The following is a 23,598-nucleotide window of genomic DNA, read 5'->3' as shown; positions in this document are numbered from 1 at the left end:
ATCAGTGGGCGACGGCGAAGCGCGAGGTGGCCGTGGCCCGTTTCGGCACGAAGTGGGCGTTCGACTCGGCAGGTCGCGTCGCGGGGTTGGGGGGGCTGGCGGCGGCCGCCAGCCCCCCCAACCCCGCGACGAGACCTGCCGAGTCGAACGCCAACTGCGTGCCGAAACGGGCCACGTCCACCTCGCGCTTCGCGGTCGCCAACTGATAGATGTCAAACCCCACGTTGGCCAGCCCCAGCAGCGATCCCACCCCTTCATCGGCGACGTGGCCCAGCGCTTCGCCGACCAGCGGGGCGCAGGTGCGGGCAATGACCGGCTCCTGGTTGATGGCAGTGGCATACAGTCTCATCAGTCCGGCCGCATCCACGGCCAGGCCATGGGCGAGCTGCGCATAATTCACGTAGCCGTGCAGGCGCACCGCCAAGGTCAGCGTGCGGTCATCCCCTTCACGCTCACGCAAGGCCATCATCAGCGACTGGAGCGCGAAGCCGGCGTTGAGCGTATGGACCGCCCCCGCCTCGACAGACCCCGACGGCAGCGCCGCCCCTTGGGGTTTGCGCACCAGCGTCGAGAATCGCTCGGTCAGCCACTGCCTGATGCGCAGCAACCGGTGATCCTTGCTGGCGACCTGCACCACATGGGTCGCGTCCAGAGGATCGACCAAGGTTATCCGGTAGGCGCTGTCAGGCGTGACTTCAAGCGTTTCGAACAACGGCACCCAAGGTCTGGGCGAGGCGTGCAACGCCTGCAGCCCCACCGTCGCATCGGCGATCTGCCGGGCCCACCAGCGGCTGTCCAGATCCAGCAGGCTACGTCCCAGATGGGCATTGTCGCTCAGTGACCGGCCACGGGCACTGGCCACCCGCCGGCGGATCGGAAGGGCCGAGGGCTGCCCCGGCAAAGTGTCGGACTCCAGCAGGTGCGCCAGCCGCAACCCGGCGGAGAGCGGCAAGGCGGACACCCGCTCGCCCTGAAGCTCGATCACATCGAACATCGGACGGCCGGGCTCACCGAATGCGGCGTAGTGGCCGGCCATGCCTGCGCCGACGAAGAAATCCTCCAGCGCCTGCTGGAACGCGGCGGGCTCCTTGAATCCGAACAGACCGAAGTTGGGATCGAAGAAATGCAGCGTGGCACCGCCGGCATCCGCAGCCGTCTTCGCCACGAGCAGCACGTGATTGTCGGAGATGAGCATCAGGCCGAGGCGGTCGCCGGAGGCCTCCAGCCTGGTGCGGATCCCGCTCAGGTCCGTCCGCGCCGCAGGCCTGCCCACCTCGCTCAACGGTACATCGCGCAGCGTCTCCAGTCCGTTCAGAAAGGCGATGGAATCACTCTGCTCAGGCTCCAGGACCGCCAGGTAAAAACGCTCGCGCAGACGCCGGGAGGCCTGCTCACCCTGCGCCAAAGCGGCCCCCATCACCAAGGACAACGGATAGCAGCGCCCTGCGAGGTCGTCCCCCGAACCTTGCAGCAGCAGATCCTGCGGCACCAGCTTGACGCTGGCCGCGTCGAAGCGCTGCAGCACCTGTTCCACGCGCTCCTGCACCTGGATCCGGTGTTCCAGCGTGGCAAGCTGTCGGATCTGCGCCACATGACGCCCCCATTGGAACGGTGTGTGCGCATTGAGCATCACGCTCTTCATCAGGTCCAGCGCCCTGCCGGAGGAGAGCACCGGTTCATCGGCGACACTGGCCAGCCCCTCCAGGAAACCGGGTGGACGGCGCTTGAACAGATGCCGTTCGAGGGCGGCGTAACGATTGGAGCTTCCCCGTTCGCCGATGCTGTTGGCCAGGTTGTCCAGCTCGCTGTGCAACTGCACCAGACGCCGGTTGTCCAGCGAGTCCGCGCCCAGCAGAGCGCCCAACGCCAGACGCTGCACCGGGTCGGCCTGCACTACGTGCAGGGTGCCTTTGGCGAGCATGCCCAAGACTTCGTCCACCCCTGCGCCTGCGGTCCCGGTTTCACCCGCAAAGGCCGGCGGGAGGACATCCAGCGGCTGCGCCTTGATGGCCTGCCGATCCTCGAAGCGCAGCGGCAGCGGCTTGTCGAACCTGACCTCACCGTCCAGACCGCTGCGCATGGCCTGCACCAACGGTTCTCCCAAGGCGTCGACCAGCCGTTGCAGGACACCGCTCAGGAGCACAGCCCGTCCTTCGATCACGGGCCAGCCGGACTGGAACTCGACCGTCGAATGCTTGAGCAACTGGGCGATGTCGCCGCCGTAACGGATGGCATACCGACCGTCCCGCCAATGGGCCTGTTCGTCGCTGACCCACTTCAACGAATCGGTTCCGTTGTCCTTCCAGGAATGATCCTGTTCTTCTTCCGTCATGCGGTTGACCGTCGCCGAAGGGACGATGACCAGGTCGTTGCCCAGCGCCGCAGCGCCCTGCGGCGTGAAATGCCGCTTCTGGTAGTTGCGCATGCCGTCACGCATGGCGGCAGGCCCTGTCAGGTAGATGGTGCCCTCGCTTTGCGGGCGAATGCCGTCACGGAAGTAACCGGCAGCGGCGTCGGCCAGCAAACCGGCGAAGATTTCCTCTTCCATCGGCAGTTCGGGCAACGGCCCCAACGCCTGCTCAACGGTCTCGTGCGCAAGCGACACCATGCTCTCGTTGTCGCTGAACGCCACCCCTCGCTCCCGGGCCAGCTTCGCTGCGCCATCGACGACGGCATAGCTCAGGCGCATGCGTTCCAGCACCGCCTCGATCATCCCGGCACCGGGGTGAGCCATGAGGAAAGCATTGCTCAACGAATTGGACTCCGCGACAGCACGCAGTTCGAACGGTCTCGCCGACCGCTCTGCCGGTCGCCGGAAGACGTCTCCCAGCGACGGATGGCTGCTGGCGAACGCATCGAGGGCGGCCCTGGACTGTTCAGGGATACGTTCGAAGTAGGAGATGTAGCGGCCGCGAACGGCCTGCCGGCCCGGCATCCAGTCAGGGTTGCGGTCGAGCAACAGTTGCAAGGCCCCGAGCCGGGCATCGGCGCCCCAGCCGGTGATGTCGACCGCGCCGAGCCGCTCCGCCAGCGGCGGCAAGCCGTCGACATCCGCATAGCTGCCGCCCTCGCTGACCAGCGCATGCAGGCGCACGATGTCGGAGGCCGCCGCCAGGTTGCCGCGCAGGCGGATTTCCCGTTCGTAGAGGTGCTGCAGCGCCATCGGCGCCTCAAGGTCGCCAAGGTCGCGCAGCGTCAGGACGTCGTCCCCGAAGGCCGCGACGCTGAGCAGGTTTTGCGTGATCCGTTCCCGCAACGCATCGGCATCCTGGCCATAGGCACGCACCAGAAGATCGATCCTGGCGTCATCCGCCGACCGGCCGGCGGCGACGGCCGCCTCGATATGGGCCTGCATCTGCTGCTTGAGCACGATCGCCCGCGCTTCATACAGCGTCGCCAGTTCATCCGCTGTGACGCTTCGGCCGTCCACCTGCGCAAGGGCATCGGCCTTCGCGGCCTCGACGATCAGCTTGTTGGTGTGGTGGGCCAGCAGCGCATCGCTGTCGTACCAGAGATTGAGGACATGGCCGGTGCCGGCCATCACCCGTTTCCAGAGATTGAGGTAATCGCGCTGAATCTCGCCGACGCCCCCGCCGAGCCAGACGAAATGCATGATCTTCGGCACTTCGGTGGCTGGCGTTCGCAGTTGTTCTAGGCTGCGCTGCACGCGGGTTTCATAGTCGGCGATCTTTTCGCAGATCGGCGTCAATCCGTCCGCCGGCCCCTTTCCGGCACCGGTCTGACGCATCGGTTCCAGTGTTTGTCTCAGCAGGGCCAGCGGCTCCTGCAACCTGTGCAACTCAAGCTTTGCGATACAGGCGAAGTAGTAACGCAACACCGCGTCGTGTTCCTGACTGCCCTTGAATGGGCTCAATGCCTGTTCCAGCGCGCTCAACTTGAACAGTTCGATGAACTCACAGTACGCCTCATCCTTTTTGATTTTTGCATCCTGCATGGAATGTATGCCTCGACATCACTGATCATTTTTGAAGTACGCAGAAGTGCGTCCAACAGGAAACTACTCAGCGCAGGCCCCCGGCTCCATTGACAACGAATGCAATTCTTTTCAAAAACAGAACAACGAAACATGCTCAAACCAAATGATGCCGACAATGTTTATCGGCACTTTTCGAGCCTGTTCCGAGCACTCCTGTTTGCACCACAAAAAAGGCCGTGAAACTTTCCGTTTCACGGCCTTAATTAATACAACGACACGTTTTTCACGTTGTCACGACGTTGGTTTTTCACCGTACCAACGCGGCGTGTAGACCCACTCCCCGCCTTCCGCACGGGGGAACGTGCACGTCGTTGAAGAGCCGATCAGCACCATGGTGCGCATGTCCACCTGATCCGGCGTCAGCGCACCCAGCGTGGTCGTGCGCAGGGTCTGGCCCGGACGGCCGATGTCGCGGCCCAGCACCACCGGCGTCTGCGGCGCGCGGTGCCGGGCGACGATCTCCAGCGCACGGCCCAGTTGCCAGGGACGTGCGCGGGAGATCGGGTTGTAGAACGCCAGGGCCAGGTCCGCTTCGGCGGCCAGGTCCAGACGCTTCTCGATGATCGACCACGGCTTGAGGTTGTCCGACAGCGACATCACGCAGAAGTCATGCCCCAACGGCGCGCCGGCCTGGGCAGCCGTCGCGAGGGACGCAGACACCCCCGGCAGGATTTCCAGCTCGACGCTGTGCCACGCCGGATCGTCCGACTCGTGCAACGCCTCAAGCACCGCCGCCGCCATGGCGAACACGCCCGGGTCGCCGGACGACACCACGATCACCGAACGCCCCTCGGCCGCCAGCCGGAACGCATGGCGGGCGCGCTGCATCTCTTCGCGGTTGTCGGTGCAGTGCTGGATCTGATCGTCGCGGAACGGGCCGGCCATGCGCACGTAGGTTTCGTAGCCGAGCACGTCGGTGGCCCGGGCCAGTTCGGCCTTCACCGCCGGCACCATCAGTTCGACGGCGCCGGGGCCGAGGCCGATCACGGCCAGGCGTCCGCGCGGGCGGCCGATCCTGTCGACCGAAAGCGGCTGATCGGCCACGGCGATGGCAATGCGCGAGGACACTTCGATGACCTTCGCGCCTGGGACGGCCGCGCGGGCCAGCCCGGCGATGTCATTCGCGGCGGCGGCAAAACGCAGCGGCACACCCAGCTCCAGCGCGGTTTCACGCAATGCCGGATCCGTCATTCGGGTGTCGGCGGCGACCAGGCAGGCCAGCGACGGCAACGCCACATCGGCCGCCTGCAGCGCGGCGCGAATGTGCTGCGCACCTTCGGCATTCACCGCCACCGCGACGTTGCGCGGGTAGATCCGCAACTCATCGGCGCTCACCGCCTGCGCATCGCTGCCGACATGGATCGAACGCTGCGCCTGGGGATCCTGCGGCAACTGCGCCTGGTCCAGCCACGGCGCAGCGCCTTCGATGCGCACACGGTGCCCGGCCAACAGATCGGCGACAAAACGTTTACCCGACTCCAGGTCGCTCAGCACGTAGCCTTCCGGCGGATTGAGCAGGCAGGTGCCGAAGCGCAGCTCGCCGCTGGTGGTGATCGCCGCCGTGACCTGCAGGCCGGCCGCGATCTCCCTGGCCATGACGTTGACGCCGCCCAGGCCGCCCAGCAGCGGCACCACGGCGCTGCCGTCCTCGGCGACGGCCAGCACCGCCGGCTCAGCGCCCTTTTCCAGAAGGAGCGGGGCCAGGGTGCGGATGACGATGCCCGCCGCGCACAGGGCGACGATCGGCGTCCCCTGCGCGTACAGCTCACGCAAGGCGGCGCCGAATTCGGCGTAGGTGCGGTCGGCGCCGTCGACCCGTCCGGCCAGGCCCAGGACCTGCGCCGTCGGGTAGACCTGCTGAATGCGGCGGGCCGTGGCCAGGCTGCCCTGGCCGAGGATGACGATGGCTGGAGGCATGGGAGTCATCAGCCTTGCCACCGTTCGCCGGGAACGATGATCAGCGAGAAGTACGGCGACGACATCGGCTCGACCTCATCCAGCGGCACGATCTTCTGGTTGGCCATGGTCGCGCGCTCGACGTAGAGCGCACGCCCGGCCAGGCCGAGCTCGTCCAGCACCTGGCGCACCTTGGGGAAATTGCGTCCCAGCTTCATGACCACCGCCGCGTCGGCATCCGCCAGGCGCCGCTTCAGCTCTTCGTGCGGCAATACGCCGGAGAGCACCGACAGGCTCTGGTTGCGGTACACCAGCGGCGCGCCCAGCACCGAGGCGCCGCCGAGCATCGAGCAGACGCCCGGCACCACTTCGGCTTCGTAGCGGGCGGCGAGGCGGTCGTGCAGGTACATGTAGGAGCCGTAGAAGAACGGATCGCCTTCGCAGATCACCGCCACGTCGCGGCCGGCGTCCAGATGCGCGGCCACCTCTTCGGCGGCGCCATCGTAGAAGTCGCTGATCACCTGTTCATAGGACAGCGGCGCCGGCAGCGCTTCGGTGGTCACCGGGTAGACCAGCGGCAGCAGGTTCTGCGCGTCCTGCAGGTGCGCCTCGATGATGCCGAAGGCGTTGCCTTTCTTGCCCTTGGCCACGAAGTAGGCCACCACCGGCGACTCGCGCAGCAGGCGCAAGGCCTTCACGGTGATCAGCTCCGGGTCGCCGGGGCCCACGCCCAGGCCGATCAAGCGTCCTTGTGCCTGCATCATTCGATCTCCGTGGCGAGTGCGTTGACGGCGGCGGCGGCCATGGCGCTGCCGCCGAGGCGGCCCTGCATGATCACGAACGGCACGCCGCGGCTGTCGGCGGCCAGCGCGGCCTTGGATTCGGCAGCGCCGACGAAGCCCACCGGGAAGCCCAGGATCAACGCCGGTTTCGGGGCGCCGGCATCGATCATCTCCAGCAGGTAGAACAGGGCGGTCGGCGCGTTGCCGATCACCACCACGCTGCCTTCCAGGTGCTCGCGCCACAGCTCCAGCGCGACGGCGGAACGGGTGTTGCCCAGCTCGCGGGCCAGCGCCGGCACACGCTCGTCGCGCAGGGTGCAGATCACCGGGTTGTCCGCCGGCAGGCGTGCGCGGGTGATGCCCTCGGCCACCATGCGCGCATCGCACAGGATCGGCGCCCCGGCGGCCAGCGCATCGCGCCCGGCCTTGCCCGCGCCTTCGGAAAACTGCAGGCCGTCGACCGCCTCGACCATGCCGCAGGCGTGGATCACCCGCACCGCGAGTTTTTCGAGGTCGGCCGGAATGCGCGCCAGGTCGGCCTCGGCGCGGATGATCGCGAAGGAGTTGCGATAGATCTCCTGACCGTCGCGGATGTAATCAAGCATCAAGGGGGCTCCGTGAGCGGGCGGCGAGCAAGCTCGCGGCCGCGTCGATAGTGAGGTTTTGAGCGTGCAGCGCGCCGAAGCCGGGCAACGCCGCATCGCGCAGATAAAGGTCATAGTGGCCGGGGCCGACGGCCAGCAGCGTCGCCGGGGCACGGTGTGCGGCGGCGCAGGAACGCGGGCAGCCGGACAGGTGCACGGCCTGGGCCTGCGGCAGCAGCGCGGCCAGCCGGCGGGCGTCGGCCTTGGTGTCGGCCAGGCCTTTGCCGCAGCCGCTGGCGCCGGTGCAGGCGATCACGGCAGTGAGCGGATCGCGTGCCTGGGTGCGCAGACCCAATTGCTCAAGCCCGAGCAACACCTGCCCGGCGTCGGCCTCTTCGATGTTCGGCAGCAGCAGGCTTTGCCACGGGGTGAACCGCAGGCTGCCGTCGCCGAACCGTCGCGAAAGGTCCGCGACGCCACGCAGCATCGCCGGGTCGAGACGCCCCAGCGGCGGCACCGCGCCGACGTAGACCCGTCCCGGCACGTGCTGCCGGTGAACGCCGATGTGCAGCGCACCGTCAGCCTGCGGGCGCTGCCAGCCGTCGAGGGCCATGAGCGGCACGCGCGCCCCGAGCCGTTCGAGGAAGGCCGGCAGCGGCAGTTCATCCAGCAGATGGCGCATCCGCGTCTGCTCCGGGCGCGCCGACTCGAGGAACAACTCCAGCACCGCGACAATCAACTCATGGCCGTCCTCCAGCGCCACCGCCGCCGACGCAGGTTCCGTCGGGCAACCGGCCAGGCCGAAGGCCAACAACGCCTGCCCGTCGCGATCCCAGGCCGACAGCCACAGGTCATGCGGATGTTCGAGCATCGCCAGGGCTTCGCCGCCGTCCAGCTGCACGGCGAACTTGGCGCTCAGTTCATGAAAGCGCGGATGGCATTGCAGGGTTTCGAGGATCTGCTGCGCCAGCGGACGGGTGTCGAAACGCATCTGCCGGTCGATCCCGGCAGACGGGCTGAGCATCAGGTTGCGCACATCGTCGCCGGCGGCGGTGCGCGGCCCGAGCCCTGCGGCCAGCAGCTGGTCGATCAGGGCTGCGGAGCGGTCGCCGATCCCGCGGATCTGCAGGTTGGCGCGGTTGGTCGCCTCGATGACGCCGCCGGCGAAACGCTCGGCAGCCTCGGCCACCGCCTCGGCCCGATCCGACGTGACCGCCCCCCCGTCGAGCTTGATCCGGCAGATGCCGCCGTCCAGCGCCTGGACAATGCGCAGCAATCCCGGACAGGCCGAGGGGCGAAGGGCGGTGGACATCGGACGTTCGTTCAAGGGTTGACCGGCTGGGTGGGCACGTGGGCGGGCGAAAGGCTGCCATTATGCCTGCTTTGCCCGAGGCCATGAAAAGCCTGACGGTCGGAAACCCTCCACAAGACTGCACGGCACGCCCGAGGAGCGGCTACAGCTCGTAATCCTTGAACCCGAACGACAGTTTTTCCATGGCCTTTGCCACGCTCGGCCGTCGGGCCTCCATGACCCTGCGCGAGATCACCACCCGCCGGGCCCGGATGTCCAGCTGGGTCATGGCCTGCGAGATGTCCCAGAACAGATAGCGGGTGTTCAGGCTGGATTTGATGAACCGCACATGGGTGACGACCAGTTCCATGTCGCCGGCCGCGTTGTAGCTGACCGGCACGATCTTCAGGTCGAAGGCCTTCCCGCTGAGCCCTTTGGTCGCCTCCAGCAGATCGGCCCTGCGCTCGAGCGAGGTCAGCCCGGCCTCCACGCCGGCCACCTGGGCACGGGACAGCAGCGCGGTGGCGACCCTGATCCACGCCTGCTTCACGCTGCCGGAAAACTGCGGCTGAACGTATTCCACGGACGGCTGGTCACGGTTCCAGCCATGGGACCACAAAAGATCGGCGCAATAGTCGATCCACCGACCCGGCTGGGTACTGCTGTTGTAGACGCGGTCGGCCTCTCTCTTGGCCAGATAGGTGCAATCGCGCGCAAAACCATAGTCCGCCATCGGCTGCCCCCGGACACCGGTGAGCAAGACATCGCCCACCAGCGTCGCTTCATGCCCGAACGACCCTGTTCCTTCATTCATTTCCCTATTCCTTGCTGCCAACCCTGGCATGCCTGTTTGTTTAGGCTGCACCCTAGCAAACGCCCCGGGCAGGACAACCGGCTTTCCACGACATGAAGTTTCAGCGGCAACCGGCCGGCGCCAGACGCCGTCAGCCGCGTTATCATGCCGCCTAGACCCATAACCCCGGATTGAGGAGCGGCATGGCGCCCTGGCTGACAGTGGTAGGTATCGGAGAGGACGGCTTCAAGGGACTGGGCAGGAATGCCCGGCGCGCCCTGATGGCCGCCTCGCGGATCGTCGGCGGCCAGCGCCAGCTGGACCTGCTGCCGGTGTGCATCCGTGGCGAGCGCCAGCTGTGGCCGAGCCCGTTTTCGCTGGCGCCGGTGCTGGAGCGCCGGGGCGAGGCGGTGTGCGTGCTGGCCAGCGGCGATCCGATGTTCTACGGCGTCGGCGCCAGCCTGGCCCGTCAGGTGCCGGGCGACGAGATGAGCGTCCTGCCGGCGCCGTCCTCTTGCTCGCTGGCCGCCGCACGGCTCGGCTGGCCGTTGCAGGACGTGGTGACGCTGTCGCTGGTCGCCCGCCCCCTGGCGGCGCTCAACGCGCAGCTGTCCAACGGCGTACGCCTGTTGCTGCTGAGCAACGACGCACAGAGCCCGGCGGCGGTCGCGGCGCTGCTGCGCGAGCGCGGGTTCGGCCCGAGCCGCCTCACGGTGCTCGAACATCTGGGCGGCAACGCCGAGCGCCGCATCGACGGCACCGCCGACGACTGGAACGACCCGGTCGTCGCCGACCTCAACGTGATCGCCCTCCAATGCCTGGCCGACACCGGCGCCCCGCGCCTGTCGCGCCTGGCCGGGCTGCCGGACTCGGCGTTCCGCCACGACGGCCAGTTGACCAAGCGCGATGTGCGCGCCGTCACCCTCGCCCGCCTCGCACCGTGCCCCGGCGAGCTGCTGTGGGACGTCGGCGCCGGCAGCGGCTCCATCGGCATCGAATGGATGCGCGCCCATCCCAGTTGCCGGGCGCTGGCCATCGAGGCCGACGAGGGCCGCCAGCAACTGATCGAACACAACCGCGACGCCTTGGGCGTGCCCGGCCTGCAACTGGTTCGCGGCCGCGCGCCCGAGGCGCTCGCTGGCCTTGAACGTCCGGACGCAGTGTTCATCGGCGGCGGCGTCACCCGCGAGAACGTCTTCGAAACCTGCTGGGCGCAGCTCAAGCCCGGCGGCCGGCTGGTGGCCAACGCGGTGACCCTGCAGAGCGAGACCGCGCTGATGCACTGGCGCGAACGCCACGGCGGCGAACTGACCCGTCTCCACGTCGCCCAGGCGCAGCCGCTGGGCGGTTTCGACACTTGGCGCCAGGCGCTGCCGATCACCCTGCTGGAACTGGTCAAACCCCTCGATGCGTGACGAAACCGCCGAACAACCCGCCCCCCTGCGCAGCGGCCTGACCACCGGCAGCTGCGCCACCGCCACCAGCCTCGCCGCCGCGCGGCTGCTGCTCGGCGGCGCCCCGGCGGACGCGGTGCAGATCACCCTGCCCAAGGGCAAGCAGGTGCAGATGCGCCTGGAGTTCTGCCGCTTGACCGGCGACGGCGCCGAGGCCGGCACGATCAAGGACGCCGGCGACGACCCCGACGTGACCCACGGCGCCCTGCTCTACTCGCAGGTGCGGCTGAGCGCTGAACCCGGGATCCGCTTCAACGCCGGCAAAGGGGTCGGCACCGTGACCCGGCCGGGGCTGGTGCTGGCCGTCGGCGAGCCGGCGATCAACCCGGTGCCGCGCAAGATGATCAGCGACCACCTGACCCTGCTCGCCGAAGAGACCGGCTATGGCGGCGGCTTCGACGTCACCGTCAACGTCGAGGGCGGCGAGGCCCTGGCGCTGAAGACCATGAACCCGCGCCTGGGCATCCTCGGCGGGCTGTCGATCCTCGGCACCAGCGGCATCGTCCGGCCGTTCTCCTGCGCGGCCTACATCGCCTCGATCCATCAGGGCATCGACGTCGCCAAGACCAACGGCTACCTGCACATCGCCGCCTGCACCGGCAACGCCAGCGAGGACACCATGCGCCGGGTCTACGGCCTGCCGGAAATCGCCCTGATCGAAATGGGCGACTTCGTCGGCGCGGTGCTCAAACACCTGCGCAAAGTGCCTGTGGACAAGCTCAGCCTGTGCGGCGGCTTCGGCAAGATCAGCAAACTGGCGGCCGGACACATGGACCTGCATTCGCGCCATTCGAGCATCGACCTGCCGCAACTGGCCGGTTGGGCGGCAGCGGTGGGCGCCGATGCGGCCTTGCAGCAACGCATCCGCGAAGCCAACACCAGCCAGCAGGCGCTGGCGATGGCCAGCGCGGCGGGCATCGCCCTCGGCGACGAGGTCTGCCGCCACGCGCTGGAGTTCGCCCGCAGCGTGGTGCCGGCGCAGGTGCAGGTCGAAGTCTTCGCGATCGACCGCCAGGGCGGCATCGTCGGCCATGCGGGAGCGTTTCGATGAAGCGGATCCTGTTGCTCGGCGGCGTCACCGAAGCGCTGGCCATCGCCCGCACCCTGGGGCCGCAACATATCTACAGCCTGGCCGGCATCGGCCGGGTGCCAACCGACCTGACTTGCCGGGTGCGCACCGGCGGCTACGGCGGCGCCGAAGGCCTGGCGCAGTTCATCCGCGACGAGGGCATCGGCCTGCTGCTCGACGCCACCCACCCCTACGCCGCGCAGATCAGCCACAACGCGGCGAGCGCTGCGCAACGGACGGGCATCCCCTGCTGGGCCCTGCGTCGTCCCGCGTGGCAAGCCGAGCCCGGCGACGACTGGCGCGAAGTGGCCGACTGGGCCGAGCTGGTCAAGGCGCTCGAACCCTTCCGCCGCCCGCTGTTCACCCTGGGCCGCGAACCCTTGCAGCACCTGGACGAAATCCCAGCGCACCAGTTCTGGACCCTGCGCGCGCTCGACGTCTACCCCGGCAACGAACGCTGCGAAGTCATCGGCGCCCGTGGGCCGTTCCTGATCGAGGACGAACGGGCGCTGTTCGAGCGGCGGCGGATCGACGTGCTGATCAGCAAGAACAGCGGCAGCGCGGCGACCGAGCCGAAGCTGGCGGTGGCGCGGGAACGTGGGGTGCCGGTGATTGTGTTGGGGCGGCCGGTGTTGCCGGAGGTGGATCGGGTGTTTTTGACGCTTGAAGATACACTTGCCGCATTGGAGACAGGTCGCTGATGAGGCAAGATCCACGCCTTGCATGATAAGTAACCTATTTGTTACCTTCAGGGCCGTCTGTGATCTCACTCGAAGAATATCTACAAGAAAACGATTCAAGCCCTTTTGGCCGGTGGCTTGCCACTCTGAATGCGCAGGCCGCAGCCAAGGTCTCGACTGCCTTGGTTCGATTGGAGATGGGCAACACTTCCAATATCAAGTGGTTAGATGGTCTTGGCGAATACAGAATCAACTGGGGGCCGGGGTACAGGATCTATCTGACGCAAGAAGGAAAACGTCTGATCATTCTTTTCGGTGGAGGGGACAAGTCCACTCAGAAAAAGGACATCAAACAAGCGAAAGCGCTGATAGCGGAATTTCGAACCCGAAAGAAAGCTGAACAGAACCGGAGGTGATGTGATGGTTCTCACTCGAAGCTACAAACATTCAATTGCCGAACGCGCCCAGCGTGACCCGGAATTTGCTCAGGCACTGCTTGACGAGGCTGCGACGCTGTTCCTGAATGGCGAACCCGAAATGGCCAGAATCATACTGCGCGACCTCGTGAACGCGACCGTAGGTTTCGAAGAACTCGCAAGAGAGACTGAAAAGCCAAGTAAAAGCCTGCATCGCATGCTGTCCGCCAAAGGCAATCCGAGCATGGACAATCTGGCGAAAATCTTTTCAGTAATTCGCGCTACGCTTGGTGTAGATATGGAAGTTCATGCGGTACCGGCGAACTGAGCGAAAGACTGATGGATTTGCTGCGACACCAAACCGCACGACGCTTTTTTACTTATCGGCCCTGATCAGGCTAAATAGCCGCGCCTGATCGCCCACCCGACGGATCCGTCCCATGAACCGACACCGGCTTGCCATTGCCTGGATCGCCTGCTTCGCAGTGCTGTTCAACATGCTCGCCATGCCGTTGACGGGTTCGATGGCCCAGGCGGCGCAGTCGCCGGCCGAACAGTTGCTGTGGAGCAGTTTCTGCACCGGCAGCGGGACGAAGATGGTGGCGGTGTCCATCGGCACCGTCGACCAGAAGGCGCCCCAGGGCGGCGACGACCATTCCACCATGCAGCATTGCTGGTGCTGCTCAGGCGCAGCGCCGGTGCTGGCGTTGCCCGGGCATACGCCGCAGCTGTATTTCGCCCGTTACGAAAGCAACCGCAGCGTGACGCCCGTCACCCTGCAGACGCCTTCACCGCGCCAGCAATGGCCCAACCTCAATCCCCGCGCTTCCCCTCTGGCTTGATTTGTTGCCGCATTTGACCTGCGTTTCAAATCGATCTGGAGAACCGTCATGCTGAACAAAATCATCGTCCTGGCCGCGCTGCTGTTGCCTGCGTGCTTCGCCCATGCCCACGAATACAAGGCCGGCGAGCTGGAAATCGCCCACCCGTGGTCGCAGGAACTGCCGCCCAACGCCCCGACCGTCGCCGCCTATTTCGTGATCCACAATGCCGGCAAGACCGACGACCGCCTGCTCGGCGTCGATTCCCCGATCGCCCCCAAGGCCGAACTGCACGAGCATGTGATGCAGGGCGACCTGATGAAGATGCAGCAGGTGCCGAACGTGGCGATCCCGGCCGGCGGCAACGTGACCTTCGCGCCGATGGCGTACCACGTGATGCTGATGAACCCCAGCGACCGCAGCCTGCTCAGCGACGGCAAGCGCTTCCCGCTGACCCTGCACTTCGAGAAGGCCGGTGACGTGACCGTCGAAGTCGCCGTGCAGAAAGAAGCGCCGCAGGCCATGCCGGCCCACGCGCACGCCCAGTAACCGCAACGGCAGACGCCGGCCATGCGCCCGCTGAGCGCCAGGCCCTTCCAGCAACGCCGTCAGGCCAGAGACCTGACCCGCGGCAGCTGGATCGCCCTGTTCGCCATGTTGATGATCTTCATCGGCCCGCTGGTTTCCCAGTCGATGCCGATGGACTCGCACGCCTCCATGAACATGCCGATGAGCATAGACATGGACATGGGCATGCCGGGCATGGATCACGCCGCGCCGGACGCGCAACCGGCCGCCGAGCACTGCCCGCCGCAATCGTCCCGCCACGTGATGTGGGAGAAGTGCGGTTACTGCAGCCTGCTGTTCAACTGCCCGGCGCTGACCGGCGGCGGCAGCTTCGCCACGTTCAGCATCCCGCTGGTCAACACCTTCACGCCACCCTCCCCGCGCCTGGGCCATCCCCGGCAGACCTTCTTCCCCGGCGCCCGCACCCGCGCCCCGCCCGTCGCAGCGTAGACACCCACCTCTGATTGCACACGGTCAAGAAGACAGCCCCAGGCTGCCGCCCGTGTCGTTTACGACTGTCCGATGGAAATTGTCATGTCCAGGTTTTCCGCTGTCCCGCGTTTGAGCCCTGCCCGAACGTCCTTTGCCCTGACCGAATCCCGCGTTCGCTTCAGGCACGCCACCGCCGTCCTTTGCGGCGTCCTGCTGTCCCCGCTGGCATTGGCCGATGAACACGCCGGCCACAGCGCCGCCGGAAGTGAAGAACTGAGCCCGACGGTGATCACCGCCCTGGCCCCGAGCTCGCCGCTGACCGTCGTCACCAACCCCAAGGATCCGCGCCAGCCGGTGCCGGCCAGCGACGGCGGCGACTACCTCAAGACCATCCCCGGCTTCGCCCTGGTGCGCAACGGCGGCACCAACGGCGACCCGGTGCTGCGCGGCATGTTCGGTTCGCGCCTGAACATCCTCACCAACGGCAGCGTGATGCTCGGCGCCTGCCCCGGCCGGATGGACGCACCGACCTCGTACATCTCCCCCGAGACCTACGACAAGCTCACCGTGATCAAGGGCCCGCAGACCGTGCTCTACGGCCCCGGCGCCTCGGCCGGCACGATCCTGTTCGACCGCGAGCCGGAGCGCTTCGGCGAGCTCGGCACCCGGGTCAACGCCAGTGTGCTGGCGGGCTCCAACGGGCGCTTCGACAAAGTGGTGGATGCCGCCGCCGGCGGCTCGCTGGGCAACGTGCGGGTGATCGGCAACACCGCCCACTCCGACGATTACCGCGACGGCAACAACGACACCGTCGCCTCGCGCTACGACAAGTGGAACGGCGATGTGGCGCTGGGCTGGACGCCGGACGCCGACACCCTGCTGGAACTGACCGCCGGCCGCGGCGACGGCGAAGCGCGCTACGCCGGGCGCGGCATGGACGGCTCGCAGTTCCTGCGCGAAAGCCTGGGCCTGCGTTTCGAGAAGTCCGACATCACCGACGTGCTGGAGAAACTGGAGGCGCAGGTCTACTACAACTACGCCGACCACGTGATGGACAACTACACCCTGCGCACGCCATCCGGCACCGGGATGATGGCCGGGCCGATGGCCTCCAACGTCGACCGGCGCACCCTCGGCGCACGGATCAAGGCGACCTGGCGCTGGGCCGACATCCAGTTGGTCACCGGCCTCGACGCGCAGACCGACGAGCACCGCCAGCGCGCCGCCATGGGCATCGACGCCTACAAGGACGTGCCGCGCAACAAGGACGCCGATTTCCACAACTACGGCGTGTTCAGCGAACTGACCTGGTACGCCGCCGACCGCGACCGACTGATCACCGGCGCCCGGGTGGACCGCGCCTCGGCCAAGGATTACCGCCAGCGCATCGGCTCGGGCATGATGTCCCGCCCCAACCCGACCGCCGACGACACCCGCGCCGACACCCTGCCCAGCGGCTTCGTGCGTTACGAGCATGACTTGGCCGACACCCCGGCCACGCTGTATGCGGGCCTGGGCCACGCCCAGCGCTTCCCGGACTACTGGGAGCTGTTTTCGCCCAAGTCCGGCCCGGCGGGTTCGCTGAACGCGTTCGATTCGATCAAGCCGGAAAAGACCACCCAGCTCGACTTCGGCGTGAACTACAAGAGCGCCGACCTCGACGCCTGGGCCTCGGGCTACATCGGCCAGGTGCGCGACTACATCCTGTTCGACTACACGGGCATGGCCTCCCGCGCCGAGAACATCGACGCCCGGATCATGGGCGGCGAGCTCGGGGCCGCCTACCGGCTCACCGAAAACTGGAAAGCCGACGCGACCCTGGCCTACGCCTGGGGCAAGAACAGCAGCGACGGCACGGCATTGCCGCAGATGCCGCCGCTGGACGCGCGGTTCGGCCTGACCTACAGCGAAGACGACTGGAGCGCCGGCGCCCTGTGGCGGGTGGTGGCCGCGCAGAACCGCATCGACCAGAACAAAGGCAACGTGGTCGGCAAGGACTACGACAAGAGTTCGGGCTTCGGCGTGTTCTCGCTCAACGGTGCCTATCGGATCAACCGGCACTGGAAGGTCAGCACCGGCGTCGACAACCTGTTCGGCAAGGCTTACGCCGAACACCTGAACCTGGCGGGCAACGCCGGGTTCGGCTACCCGGCCAACGACCCGCAAGCGATCAAGGAGCCGGGGCGCACGCTCTGGACAAAGGTGGACATGAGTTTCTAAAGCATCGCGGGTACGTCCGCCCTCCCTGTGGGAGCGGGCTTGCCCGCGAATGCGGTGCATCAGCCGGCCACGATGCCGACTGTGCCGCCGTCTTCGCGGGCAAGCCCGCTCCCACAAGGGATGCGGCGGTCAAGCCTGAATGAACAACTAAAAGATCCAAGCCAAGCGGAGCACACGTGATGAAACAGCCCAAACCGAATTTCTACAACCTGGCCTGGCGCTGGCATTTCTATGCCGGTCTGTTCGTCGCGCCATTCATGGTGATGCTGGCCCTGACCGGCATTATTTACCTGTTCAAGCCGCAGCTCGACTCGCTGATGTACGGCAGTCTGCTCAAGGTCCCGGCCGGGCACCACACCGTGCCGGCCGATGACCTGCTGCAAAGGGTCAAGGGCGCTTACCCGCAAGGCCAGGTCACCCAGTACCTGCCGCCGGCGACCGCCGGACGCAGCGCGCAGTTCGTGGTCAAGGACGCCGGCCACGAGCTGAACGTGTTCGTTGATCCGTACCACGGCGACATCCTCGGCGAGCAGGACGCCAAGCAGAACCTGCAGGCCGTCGCCCGGGCGATCCACGGCGAGCTGATGATCGGCACCGTCGGCGACCGGCTCATCGAGCTCGCCGCCGGCTGGGGCGTGGTGCTGGTGGTGTCCGGGGTGTTCCTGTGGTGGCCGCGGGGCCAGGCCGCCGGGATCCTGTGGCCGCGCCTGAGCAGCCGCGGCCGCCTGCTGTGGCGCGACCTGCATGCGGTCACCGGGTTCTGGGGCGCCGCGCTGCTGCTGGTGATGCTGCTCAGCGGCATGACCTGGACCGGTTTCTGGGGCAAGCAGTACGCCCAGGTGTGGAACGTGTTCCCGGCGGCGATGTGGGACAACGTGCCGACCTCTGACGTCGAGGCCCGCAGCCTCAACACGGCCGCCCGCCAGACCGTGCCGTGGGCCATGGAGAACACGCCGATGCCGATGTCCGGCGACCACGCCGAACACATGGCCCACGGCGGCATGCAGCACGGCCCGGCGGCCCCGGCCGTCAGCCTGCAAGCGGTGCAGGACATCGCCACGCAGCGCAACGTCGAGCCGGGCTACAGCATCACCCTGCCGACCACCGCCACCGGCGTGTTCACCGTCTCCGTGTTCGCCGACGACCCGCGCAACGACGCCACCCTGCACATCGACCAGTACACCGGCAAGGTGCTCGCCGACGTGCGCTTCGAGCACTACGGCGCCGTCGCCCGGGCCACGGAGATCGGCGTGATGCTGCACGAAGGCAAGATGTTCGGCACCTTCAACCAGATCGTCGTGCTGCTGATCTGCCTGATGATCCTGCTCAGCGCGGTCAGCGGCGTGGTGATCTGGTGGAAGCGCCGCCCGCAGGGCAAGTTCGGCGTCCCGCCGCTGCGCCACGACCTGCCGAAATGGAAGACCGGGGTGGCGATCATGCTGGCGCTGGGCGTGGCATTCCCGCTGGTGGGGGCTTCGCTGGTGGTGGTGGGGCTGCTGGACTGGCTGGTGCTGTCGCGGTTGGGGCGGCAAACTGAATCGGCTTCAACTTCATCATGAATCAGGCGAGATGCGTGATTTAGACGCTTCTATACACTTTCGGGGCTTAGCCCCCCGGACATTTTAGTGTTACTGTATAACGCTAAATGACCGCTTTGCCCGCCGTCGAAGGACGGCGGGCTTTCTTTTGAAGAAGCGATTTGAAGCTCAGATGAACAAGTACCTCCTGTCCGGCCTTTGCCTGTTCGCGGCGAACGGCGCCCATGCCGACGCCCCGCCGCTGACGCTGCCCACCGGCACCATCACCGCACCGGCGGTGGATGACGAGGCCGTCAGCCTCGCCACCCCGACCGGCGCCGGCTCGCGCCTGAACCTCAGCGCCCTGGAGACCCCGGCCAGCACCGAAAGCCTCACCGGCGAGCGGATCCGCACCCGGGGCGACCGCAGCGTGCAGGACGCCGTGTCGCGCAGCACCGGCATCAGCCGCACCGGCACCCCCGGCGACGGCGGCACCTCGTTGCAGGCCCGCGGCTTCACCGGGCAGAGCTCGGTGATGCAGCTGTATGACGGCAACCGTATGTACACCGGCATGGGCACCGTGACCTTCCCGGTCGACACCTGGTCGGTGGAGCGCGTCGACGTACTGCGCGGCCCGGCCTCGGTGCTGTACGGCGAAGGCGCCACGGGTGCGGTGGTCAACACGATCCCGAAAAAGCCCTTCGAAGGCGAGATCGAAAACCGCCTGCGCGTCGGCTACGGCTCCTTCGACACCCAGCAGCAGGCGCTCGACAGCGGCGGCTCGCTGAGCGACACCCTGAGCTACAGCCTGAACCTCAACCGCCTGCGCAGCAACGGCTGGATCGACCGCGGCGACTCGTCCGCCGACTTCGTCAGCGCCGCCCTGCGCTGGCAGGCCCGGGACGACCTGACCTTCACCCTGGCCCACGACTACGGCGACCAGCGTCCGCAGAACTATTTCGGCACCCCGCTGATCGGCGGCCGCCTGAAGGACAGCCTGCGCAACAAGAACTACAACGTGCGCGACGACAAGCAGCACTACAACGACCAGTGGACGCGCTTGACCAGCGACTGGCAGATCAACGACACGGTCAGCGCCAGCAACGAACTCTATTACCTCAAGGCCCGACGCCGCTGGCAGAACGCCGAGAACTACAACTTCGACCGCGACAGCCAGCAGTTGAGCCGCAGCGGCTACTTCGGCATCGGCCACAAGCAGGAGCAGGTCGGCGACCGCCAGACCTTCACCTTCAAGCACTCGCTGTTCGGCCTCGACAGCCAGACCGTCACCGGCGTCGACTACAACCGCATCCGCTTCCGCCTCGACAGCAACTCGCCGTTCAACGACGTGTTGCCGGACGGCCAGCCGCTGGACGTGTACCGTCCGCAGCCGGGCCATTTCGAGAGCGCCGATCCTTACCGCGGCCAGTTCCAGAGCACCACGAAGCAAATGTCGGCGTTCGCCGAAAACCGCACGCAACTGAGCGAGCGCTGGTCGCTGGTGACCGGCGTGCGCCGCGACTACGTGCACGTGGACCGCGACAACCTGGTCAACGACAGCCGCAGCGACAAGACCCTGACCGGCAACAACTGGAAGGCCGGACTGGTGTTCGCCCTGACGCCGCAGACGTCGTTCTACGGTCAGGTGGCCACCAGCACCGACGGCGTCGGCGGCCTGATTTCCCTGAGCCCGAGCCAGCAGCAGTACGACCTGGCCACCGCCCGGCAGACCGAGATCGGCATGAAGCAGCTGTTCTGGGACGACCGCGGCGAATTCACCCTGGCGGCCTACCGCATCGTGAAAAAGAAACTGCTGACCGACGATCCGGGCAATCCGACGCTCAAGCAGCAGGTCGGCCAGCAGTCGTCCAACGGCCTGGAAGCCAGCCTCGACCTGCAACTGCCGCACGCCTGGCGGATGCAGGCCAACGCGGCCATCGTCAAGGCCAAGTACGACGACTTCGAAGAGGTGGTCGCAGGCGTCCCGGTCTCGCGCAACGGCAACCGTCCGGTGGACGTTCCGCGGCGCACCGCCAACCTGTGGCTGGACAAGGCCCTCACCGACGATCTGAAGGCCGGCGCCGGCGTGCGTTATGTCGATGCGCGCTACGCCGACATGGCCAACCGCAACGAGCTGCCGAGCTACACCGTGGTCGATGCGACGCTGTCGTGGAAAGCGCTGCGCAACACCACGCTGGGTCTGCAGGTGAACAATCTGTTTGACCGGCAGTACGCGCAAAGCCAATACAATGAGGGCCAGCAGTGGATTCTGGGTGAGCCTCGTTCGTTCTTTGTCACGGCTGACTACACCTTCTAGAACAGGAACGAAATGACCTCACTGTCCCTCACCGATCTTGCCTGGACACCTCTGGGCCACGGCCACTGCCATCACCAGTTCCAGCTGCGTGACGCCTCGTTGCAAGTGGCCGCCGGTGAGTTCGTCGGACTGATCGGGCCCAACGGCAGCGGCAAGACCAGCCTGTTGCGCTGCGCCTACCGTTTCAGTCAGCCGGAGCACGGTGAGGTCAAGCTCGATCACCACAACGTCTGGAAGCAATCCTCGCGCTGGTGCGCCCAACGCATCGCCGTGGTCTTGCAGGAATTCCCCGATGCCTTCGGCCTGACCGTCGAAGAAGTGGTCGCCATGGGCCGCACGCCGCACAAAGGCCTGTTCGACGGCGACACGCTGGAAGACCGTCACCTCGCCACTCGGGCGCTGCAATCGGTGGGGCTGCACGGCTTCGAAGATCACGCGTTCGCCACCCTTTCCGGCGGCGAAAAGCAACGGGTGATCCTGGCCCGCGCCCTGACCCAGCAACCGCAATTGCTGATCCTCGACGAGCCGACCAACCACCTCGACCCGCGTTATCAGCTGGAGCTGCTGCAACTGGTCAAGCGTTTGCGGATCGGCACCCTGGCGAGCATCCACGACCTGAACCTGGCCGCCGCGTTCTGCGACCGGTTGTATGTGATCAACCACGGCCGCATCGTCGCCAGCGGCACGCCGCAAGCAGTGCTCACCGTTGAATTGCTGCGCGACGTGTTCGGCGTCGAAGCATTGATCGATCCACACCCCCTCCACGGCTACCCGCGAATCACCTGGATTACCCGACCATGACTGTGCGCTCCCTGCTTTGCCTCGCCCTGTTGCTGGGCACCACCCAAGCCTTCGCCGAGGCCACGAAGTACCCGCTGACGATCCCCAGTTGCAACCGCGAAGTCACCTTCAAGGAAGCGCCGAAACACGCGGTCAGCCACGACATCAACATGACCCAGATGATGCTCGCCCTCGGCCTCAAGTCGAAGATGGCCGGCTACAGCGGCGTCAGTGGCTGGAAATCGGTAACGCCGCAGATGCGGTCGCTTTTGGACGGTTTGCCGGAACTGGCAGCCAAATACCCGTCGGTGGAAACGTTGCTCGACGCCAACGTCGATTTCTTCTTCGCCGGCTGGGATTACGGCATGCGCGTCGGTGGTGATCTCACGCCACAGACCCTGCAACCGCTGGGCATCAACGTCTATGAGCTGACCGAGTCCTGCGCCTTCGTGATGAAGCGCCCGGCCGCCTCGCTGGACGACACTTACAACGACCTGCGCAACCTCGGAAAGATCTTCGACGTGCAGGATCGCGCCAATGCGCTGATCACCGGCATGCAAAGCCAGGTCGCGGAAATCCGCAAAGACCTGCCCGCCGAAAAACCGCGCGTGTTCCTGTACGACAGCGGCGAAGACCGCGCCATGACCTCCGGCCGCCTCGGCATGCCGCAGGCGCTGATCGACGCCGCTGGAGGGCGCAACGTTCTCGACGACGTCGAAGCGAGCTGGACCCGGATCAACTGGGAAACCGTGGTCGAGCGCAATCCGCAGGTAATCGTCATCGTCGACTACAGCGAAATCACCGCCGAGCAGAAGATTGAATTCCTGCTGAAGAACAAGGCCCTGCAATCGGTGGACGCGATCAAGAACCAGCGCTTCATCGTCATCCCCTACGTGCAGGCCACGCCGGGGATCGACAACGTGCTCGCGGTTGAAACCCTGGCCAAAGGGTTCCACGGCGAATGATCAGTCGTCGTTACGGCTGGCTGCTGATCGCCCTCGGCGCGGCGCTGCTGGTGTCATGCGTGGTGTCACTGGGCTTCGGCCCTGCGCGGGTGCCGGTGGACGTGGTGTGGCGGATCCTGCTGCACAAGCTGTTCGCCGTCGGCGTGCCCGACTGGAGCGCCGGCCAGGAGCACATCGTCTGGCTGATCCGCGTGCCGCGCATGTTGCTCGGTGCGCTGGTCGGGGCCGGACTGGCATTGATCGGTGCGGTGCTGCAGGCGGTCACGCGCAATCCGCTGGCCGATCCGCACCTGCTCGGCGTCACTTCCGGTGCAACCCTCGGCGCAGTGATCGTGGTGCTGCACGTCGGTGAAATCGTCGGTCTGCTGACCTTGCCGATCGCCGCGTTCATCGGCGCGTTGTCGAGCATGTTTCTGGTACTGGGCATCGCCAACCGTCAGGGTCGGCTGGACAGTGATCGCCTGCTGCTGTGTGGCGTGGCGGTGTCGTTCGTGATGATGGCGATCGCCAATCTGCTGCTGTTCATGGGCGATCATCGAGCCAGTTCGGCAGTCATGTTCTGGATGCTCGGCGGCCTCGGTCTGGCGCGTTGGGATTTGTTGGCGGTGCCGGCGCTCAGCGCCCTGCTCGGGTTGATCCTGCTGCTGGGCATGGCCCGACCGCTGAACGCCTTGATGGCCGGCGAACAGACGGCCGTCACCCTCGGCCTGAACGCCCGGTCGGTGCGTCTTCGGGTGTTCGTGATTGCTTCGCTGATGACCGGGGTGCTGGTGTCGATCAGCGGCTCCATCGGCTTTGTCGGACTGATGGTGCCGCACATCGCCCGGCGTCTGATCGGTGCAGAACATCGGCGCCTGCTGCCGGTGTGCGTGTTGCTCGGCAGTGTGTTTCTGGTGTGGGTCGACGTCGCCGCACGCACGCTGATCGCTCCCGAAGACCTGCCCATCGGCATCGCCACCGCGGCCCTCGGCGGACTGTTCTTCATCGGCCTGATGCGCCGCCGCTGAGCCTGCCTTA

General features: G+C 66.5%; 20 protein-coding genes. 14 read left to right on the top strand and 6 right to left on the bottom strand.

The window, feature by feature from the left end; genetic code table 11:
* Window position 1: 1 nt before the first annotated feature.
* The 6 genes from CAG29_RS24070 to CAG29_RS24045 all read right to left on the bottom strand — a co-directional run bounded on the left by CAG29_RS24070 (window position 2) and on the right by CAG29_RS24045 (window position 9,364).
* On the bottom strand, window positions 2-3,955 hold the full coding sequence (locus CAG29_RS24070) for a TcdA/TcdB catalytic glycosyltransferase domain-containing protein (RefSeq protein ID WP_085695241.1): 3,954 nt from the start codon (window positions 3,953-3,955) through the stop codon (window positions 2-4).
* Between the two features lie 273 nt (window positions 3,956-4,228).
* A complete protein-coding gene (gene cobJ / locus CAG29_RS24065) occupies window positions 4,229-5,923 on the bottom strand; it encodes a precorrin-3B C(17)-methyltransferase (RefSeq protein WP_085695240.1) in 1,695 nt (564 codons plus the stop codon).
* Window positions 5,923-6,657, bottom strand: a complete 735-nt coding sequence (locus CAG29_RS24060) for a precorrin-2 C(20)-methyltransferase (RefSeq protein WP_371857675.1) — start codon at window positions 6,655-6,657, stop codon at window positions 5,923-5,925. The genes cobJ and CAG29_RS24060 overlap by 1 nt, the downstream gene beginning before the upstream one ends.
* Window positions 6,654-7,280, bottom strand: a complete 627-nt coding sequence (locus CAG29_RS24055) for a precorrin-8X methylmutase (RefSeq protein ID WP_085582734.1) — start codon at window positions 7,278-7,280, stop codon at window positions 6,654-6,656. The genes CAG29_RS24060 and CAG29_RS24055 overlap by 4 nt, the downstream gene beginning before the upstream one ends.
* Window positions 7,273-8,571: a precorrin-3B synthase gene (cobG, locus tag CAG29_RS24050; protein WP_085582736.1), complete on the bottom strand. Its 1,299-nt coding sequence runs from the start codon at window positions 8,569-8,571 to the stop codon at window positions 7,273-7,275. The genes CAG29_RS24055 and cobG overlap by 8 nt, the downstream gene beginning before the upstream one ends.
* A gap of 142 nt (window positions 8,572-8,713) precedes the next feature.
* The gene (locus CAG29_RS24045) at window positions 8,714-9,364 is read right to left on the bottom strand and encodes a hypothetical protein (protein WP_085582738.1); all 651 of its coding nucleotides are present in this window, start codon (window positions 9,362-9,364) and stop codon (window positions 8,714-8,716) included.
* Window positions 9,365-9,546: 182 nt separating this feature from the next.
* Here CAG29_RS24045 and cbiE point away from each other — a divergent pair, with 182 nt between their 5' ends.
* The 14 genes from cbiE (at window position 9,547) to CAG29_RS23975 (ending at window position 23,588) form a co-directional block, all read left to right on the top strand.
* On the top strand, window positions 9,547-10,758 hold the full coding sequence (gene cbiE, locus CAG29_RS24040; protein ID WP_085695239.1) for a precorrin-6y C5,15-methyltransferase (decarboxylating) subunit CbiE: 1,212 nt from the start codon (window positions 9,547-9,549) through the stop codon (window positions 10,756-10,758).
* On the top strand, window positions 10,751-11,848 hold the full coding sequence (locus CAG29_RS24035) for a cobalt-precorrin-5B (C(1))-methyltransferase (protein WP_085582742.1): 1,098 nt from the start codon (window positions 10,751-10,753) through the stop codon (window positions 11,846-11,848). The genes cbiE and CAG29_RS24035 overlap by 8 nt, the downstream gene beginning before the upstream one ends.
* Window positions 11,845-12,567, top strand: a complete 723-nt coding sequence (locus CAG29_RS24030; RefSeq protein ID WP_085582744.1) for a cobalt-precorrin-6A reductase — start codon at window positions 11,845-11,847, stop codon at window positions 12,565-12,567. The genes CAG29_RS24035 and CAG29_RS24030 overlap by 4 nt, the downstream gene beginning before the upstream one ends.
* Before the next feature lie 59 nt (window positions 12,568-12,626).
* Window positions 12,627-12,962: a type II toxin-antitoxin system RelE/ParE family toxin gene (locus CAG29_RS24025; protein ID WP_085582746.1), complete on the top strand. Its 336-nt coding sequence runs from the start codon at window positions 12,627-12,629 to the stop codon at window positions 12,960-12,962.
* A 4-nt stretch (window positions 12,963-12,966) separates the two neighbouring features.
* Window positions 12,967-13,290 (top strand): DNA-binding protein, encoded by a 324-nt coding sequence (locus tag CAG29_RS24020; protein ID WP_085582748.1) that lies wholly within the window; start codon window positions 12,967-12,969, stop codon window positions 13,288-13,290.
* A 112-nt stretch (window positions 13,291-13,402) separates the two neighbouring features.
* A complete protein-coding gene (locus tag CAG29_RS24015) occupies window positions 13,403-13,804 on the top strand; it encodes a DUF2946 domain-containing protein (protein WP_085630889.1) in 402 nt (133 codons plus the stop codon).
* A 48-nt stretch (window positions 13,805-13,852) separates the two neighbouring features.
* Window positions 13,853-14,332 carry a copper chaperone PCu(A)C gene (locus CAG29_RS24010; protein ID WP_085656615.1) on the top strand — a complete coding sequence of 160 codons (480 nt, stop codon included), beginning with the start codon at window positions 13,853-13,855 and terminating at the stop codon, window positions 14,330-14,332.
* Window positions 14,333-14,353: 21 nt separating this feature from the next.
* Window positions 14,354-14,800 (top strand): DUF2946 domain-containing protein, encoded by a 447-nt coding sequence (locus CAG29_RS24005; RefSeq protein ID WP_085630893.1) that lies wholly within the window; start codon window positions 14,354-14,356, stop codon window positions 14,798-14,800.
* Between the two features lie 84 nt (window positions 14,801-14,884).
* A complete protein-coding gene (locus CAG29_RS24000) occupies window positions 14,885-17,002 on the top strand; it encodes a TonB-dependent copper receptor (protein WP_085695238.1) in 2,118 nt (705 codons plus the stop codon).
* Window positions 17,003-17,181: 179 nt separating this feature from the next.
* Complete coding sequence (locus CAG29_RS23995) at window positions 17,182-18,561, top strand: PepSY domain-containing protein (protein WP_085695237.1); 1,380 nt, start codon at window positions 17,182-17,184, stop codon at window positions 18,559-18,561.
* A 151-nt stretch (window positions 18,562-18,712) separates the two neighbouring features.
* Complete coding sequence (locus CAG29_RS23990; protein WP_085695236.1) at window positions 18,713-20,836, top strand: TonB-dependent siderophore receptor; 2,124 nt, start codon at window positions 18,713-18,715, stop codon at window positions 20,834-20,836.
* A 12-nt stretch (window positions 20,837-20,848) separates the two neighbouring features.
* Window positions 20,849-21,637, top strand: coding sequence for an ABC transporter ATP-binding protein (locus CAG29_RS23985; protein WP_085582762.1), 789 nt, complete (start codon window positions 20,849-20,851; stop codon window positions 21,635-21,637).
* Complete coding sequence (locus tag CAG29_RS23980) at window positions 21,634-22,581, top strand: ABC transporter substrate-binding protein (RefSeq protein WP_085695235.1); 948 nt, start codon at window positions 21,634-21,636, stop codon at window positions 22,579-22,581. Before CAG29_RS23985 ends, CAG29_RS23980 begins: the two co-directional genes overlap by 4 nt.
* The gene (locus CAG29_RS23975; RefSeq protein ID WP_085582766.1) at window positions 22,578-23,588 is read left to right on the top strand and encodes an iron ABC transporter permease; all 1,011 of its coding nucleotides are present in this window, start codon (window positions 22,578-22,580) and stop codon (window positions 23,586-23,588) included. Before CAG29_RS23980 ends, CAG29_RS23975 begins: the two co-directional genes overlap by 4 nt.
* The last annotated feature ends 10 nt before the right edge of the window (window positions 23,589-23,598 follow it).

The organism is Pseudomonas sp. B7(2017) (assembly GCF_002112745.1).
Taxonomy (GTDB): domain Bacteria; phylum Pseudomonadota; class Gammaproteobacteria; order Pseudomonadales; family Pseudomonadaceae; genus Aquipseudomonas; species Aquipseudomonas ekonensis.
Note: the sequence above shows the minus strand (reverse complement) of the source record. Positions and strands in the feature narration are given on the sequence as shown.

What these genes read in the sequence shown, in the direction of transcription:
- CAG29_RS24070 (WP_085695241.1), bottom strand. Translation starts at nt 3,955, where the DNA reads ATGCAGGATGCAAAAATCAAAAAGGATGAGGCGTACTGTGAGTTCATC.
- cobJ (WP_085695240.1), bottom strand. Translation starts at nt 5,923, where the DNA reads ATGACTCCCATGCCTCCAGCCATCGTCATCCTCGGCCAGGGCAGCCTG.
- CAG29_RS24060 (WP_371857675.1), bottom strand. Translation starts at nt 6,657, where the DNA reads ATGATGCAGGCACAAGGACGCTTGATCGGCCTGGGCGTGGGCCCCGGC.
- CAG29_RS24055 (WP_085582734.1), bottom strand. Translation starts at nt 7,280, where the DNA reads ATGCTTGATTACATCCGCGACGGTCAGGAGATCTATCGCAACTCCTTC.
- cobG (WP_085582736.1), bottom strand. Translation starts at nt 8,571, where the DNA reads ATGTCCACCGCCCTTCGCCCCTCGGCCTGTCCGGGATTGCTGCGCATT.
- CAG29_RS24045 (WP_085582738.1), bottom strand. Translation starts at nt 9,364, where the DNA reads ATGAATGAAGGAACAGGGTCGTTCGGGCATGAAGCGACGCTGGTGGGC.
- cbiE (WP_085695239.1), top strand. Translation starts at nt 9,547, where the DNA reads ATGGCGCCCTGGCTGACAGTGGTAGGTATCGGAGAGGACGGCTTCAAG.
- CAG29_RS24035 (WP_085582742.1), top strand. Translation starts at nt 10,751, where the DNA reads ATGCGTGACGAAACCGCCGAACAACCCGCCCCCCTGCGCAGCGGCCTG.
- CAG29_RS24030 (WP_085582744.1), top strand. Translation starts at nt 11,845, where the DNA reads ATGAAGCGGATCCTGTTGCTCGGCGGCGTCACCGAAGCGCTGGCCATC.
- CAG29_RS24020 (WP_085582748.1), top strand. Translation starts at nt 12,967, where the DNA reads ATGGTTCTCACTCGAAGCTACAAACATTCAATTGCCGAACGCGCCCAG.
- CAG29_RS24015 (WP_085630889.1), top strand. Translation starts at nt 13,403, where the DNA reads ATGAACCGACACCGGCTTGCCATTGCCTGGATCGCCTGCTTCGCAGTG.
- CAG29_RS24010 (WP_085656615.1), top strand. Translation starts at nt 13,853, where the DNA reads ATGCTGAACAAAATCATCGTCCTGGCCGCGCTGCTGTTGCCTGCGTGC.
- CAG29_RS24005 (WP_085630893.1), top strand. Translation starts at nt 14,354, where the DNA reads ATGCGCCCGCTGAGCGCCAGGCCCTTCCAGCAACGCCGTCAGGCCAGA.
- CAG29_RS24000 (WP_085695238.1), top strand. Translation starts at nt 14,885, where the DNA reads ATGTCCAGGTTTTCCGCTGTCCCGCGTTTGAGCCCTGCCCGAACGTCC.
- CAG29_RS23995 (WP_085695237.1), top strand. Translation starts at nt 17,182, where the DNA reads ATGAAACAGCCCAAACCGAATTTCTACAACCTGGCCTGGCGCTGGCAT.
- CAG29_RS23990 (WP_085695236.1), top strand. Translation starts at nt 18,713, where the DNA reads ATGAACAAGTACCTCCTGTCCGGCCTTTGCCTGTTCGCGGCGAACGGC.
- CAG29_RS23985 (WP_085582762.1), top strand. Translation starts at nt 20,849, where the DNA reads ATGACCTCACTGTCCCTCACCGATCTTGCCTGGACACCTCTGGGCCAC.
- CAG29_RS23980 (WP_085695235.1), top strand. Translation starts at nt 21,634, where the DNA reads ATGACTGTGCGCTCCCTGCTTTGCCTCGCCCTGTTGCTGGGCACCACC.
- CAG29_RS23975 (WP_085582766.1), top strand. Translation starts at nt 22,578, where the DNA reads ATGATCAGTCGTCGTTACGGCTGGCTGCTGATCGCCCTCGGCGCGGCG.